The sequence below is a fragment of the Bacteroidota bacterium genome (assembly GCA_018831055.1).
Lineage (GTDB): Bacteria > Bacteroidota > Bacteroidia > Bacteroidales > B18-G4 > M55B132.
Map to the genome: position 1 here is coordinate 1 of JAHJRE010000325.1, position 2723 is coordinate 2723.

General features: G+C 44.4%; 3 protein-coding genes. All 3 read right to left on the bottom strand.

What is annotated here, in order from left to right:
• Positions 1-15 precede the first annotated feature (15 nt).
• Positions 16-897, bottom strand: coding sequence for an SMP-30/gluconolactonase/LRE family protein (locus KKA81_17385; GenBank protein ID MBU2652703.1), 882 nt, complete (start codon positions 895-897; stop codon positions 16-18).
• A 208-nt stretch (positions 898-1105) separates the two neighbouring features.
• Positions 1106-2065: an MBL fold metallo-hydrolase gene (locus KKA81_17390; GenBank protein MBU2652704.1), complete on the bottom strand. Its 960-nt coding sequence runs from the start codon at positions 2063-2065 to the stop codon at positions 1106-1108.
• Positions 2066-2278: 213 nt separating this feature from the next.
• The coding region (locus KKA81_17395) for a TRAP transporter large permease subunit (GenBank protein MBU2652705.1) at positions 2279-2723 on the bottom strand (445 nt) is incomplete at its 5' end.

Sequence of the window (2723 nt, forward strand, 5' to 3'; positions counted from 1 at the left end):
AGACCTAACGATGCGTTATCCCTTTGGAGACGGACCAGGAATTGGCATGCCGGGGATGGCAACCTCCACCTTCCAGATCACTTTCTCCAGTCCGTCGGTCACGAAAAGGGTCTTGTTTTCAGGGCCGCCAAACCGGGCGTTGTCCGTGCCAAGTCCTGGGAATTCGATGGTTTCGATGATATCTCCCCTGACGGGCTCCACCACAAAGACCCTACCGCCGCCGAAGCTTGCTATGTAAAGGTTGCCGGCCGCATCCATGCCCATGCTGTCCACACCGAACCCACCAGTGAAATAGGTGAACGCGTGGAGAAACACGTGGGATTTCCCTCCATCCAGGAGCATGGCTCTCAATAGGCGATTGGTGCCAAATTCAACGACATAGATGAACTGACCATCCGGAGAAATGAGCACGCCGTTGGGGAAAGCGAGATTTCCCATAAAGGGAATGATTTCCCCAGTCTCGCCATCGACCCGGTAAACTGCTCCGGTGCGGTTGGAAACACTCGTTCCCCAGGGATCGGAAAAATAAATGTTGCCAGCATAGTCTATGATCAGGTCGTTAGGACCATTAAACTTTTTCCCATGGTAGTCCCCCACGATGACTTCAAGCTCTTTGGTCTTGGGATCAAGCGATACGATCCCTTTGTCACGGTGCGCAATAAGCAGTTTTTGGGCCTTTTCGTCATAAATCATGCCGTTGGGGCCCATCAAGTCGTCTGGGGCACCGATGTCAAGGAACTGCTCATATGAACCGTCTGGAGTTATGCGGGAAATCAACCCAGCCTCGATTTCAACAAAATAGAGATGGCCGTCCTCGGGAACCCAGGCCGGTCCTTCGATCAGACCGGTTCCTGGAACATCGGCGAATTTTTCCACGGGCCCTGCTTGGATTTTCATGTCTTAACCCCTTTCTATGCGAAGTTATGGATTGCCGTGTAGGAGCATTTGCAGCCCCCATACTCCAAAACTTTTACACACAAGCTTGTGTTGTCATGCAACTAGATATCTTTCTCCTCAAAACCAGCAATTTTTTAATTGCAAAACACTCTTTATCATTACTACTTAGTCCCCTATAAAAATATCACTTCACCTTACAATTAAAATACTATAGGCAAATTTTTGCCCCGACACTATTGGCAGAGAATTCCTCGGGCATTTCCCTTTGGAAGGCCAACATGGAGTTCCACCCAGTACAGTGAGTGGCGACTAACAGCGCTGGCTGTTCCTTTTTTATCTCCGCTATTGTAGCTGGTGTTCTACTTTCCCAATGTCCGGATAAGTGCAACCCACCCAACACAGCATATACCGTATTTTGTCCAGTAAGTTTCTTGGCATATAGGATATTGTTAATAATTCCGGAATGGCTACACGATTGCAAAACTACCAAACCCTTATCTTTTACATTGAATATAATACCTTGGTCATCCAAAGTATCATGGTCCGGCCTTATTTCTCCATCCTCATATTTCCACTGTTCAGGCAAAGAGATTTCAAAATCAGTCACTCTTTCAACTTCGCCGGTGACTAACGCAAATCCATCAGCCAAAAGAACTGGCTCTTTATTTTCATGAATCGTTACACCAAGGCCCTCTAGTGGGTATTTTTTCATATGGGGCATCATAAAATTTGTGCCGGTAGGCAGCTTGATCACCCTTCTATTAAAGGCATCGGGATGGGCAACAAATGTCGCTTCTTTTGGTATTATCCCATCTCTATATAATCCGAATATGCCGCCGTAATGATCTAAATGGCCATGGCTTAGCACCAATGCTTCTACATTGTCTAAATTTGTCCCCATATTTTTTATATTATAAGGGATAGGGATGTCAGTCCAACCAGCATCAAGCATGATCTGGTGGTGGTTAGAACCTTCATATATATCAATCAACCATGACAAACCATGTTCGGCTAGCAAGGGTAAACAAATATCCCCTTCCTGAATTAAAGGATTTCTTTTAACAAATTCTGTGCTCTTCATGAATATTTCCGTATAACTATCCACCAAGGTAGTTATTTCTATCCGATCTGCTTGCTTGAGACTCATTCTTCGCATCTCTTTTTCCACGGCTGCGCTCCTTTCACGCTTCAGGCAAATCGTGGTAAACCAAACCCAACTTACTCCACAAGCCAAAACCTGCATCGCACTTAAAACAAATAGCAATCAACTATTTGCACATTGTCATTGTTACCACTCTATATAAAGGTTGTCCCTTCTATCTCCAGCTAAGTTTTAACTAACTTTTAAACTTTCCCCATTCAGCTCCATATAATTGTCCATCTACAAAAAGCTTGGCAGCCAAGTAGATATTTTCGGGAAGAACAACAGAATTGCAATTGTTAAAAACAGCGTAAGTAAAAATGGCAAAGAACCTATATATATATCTTCCAAACTTACCAAATCACCAAGAGTTGATTTCACCACAAATACCACCATCCCGAAGGGAGGTGTCAACATTCCAGTTTCGATAGATATCGTAGCCATAACGCCAAACCAAATTAAATCAAAGCCCAACACATCAATGACAGGAAGAAAAATGGGCATGGTAATCAACATGATAGAAATGATATCAAGGAAAGTACCCAAAATCATAAGAATAAGCATCATGCCTGCAACGACTAATAGAGGAGGTACGTTTAGCGTTGCCATGAACTGGCTTATCTCTGTGACTAAGCCGCTAAGTGTCAGCATGCGGGCGAACATTTGAGCGCCTATGAATAGCAAA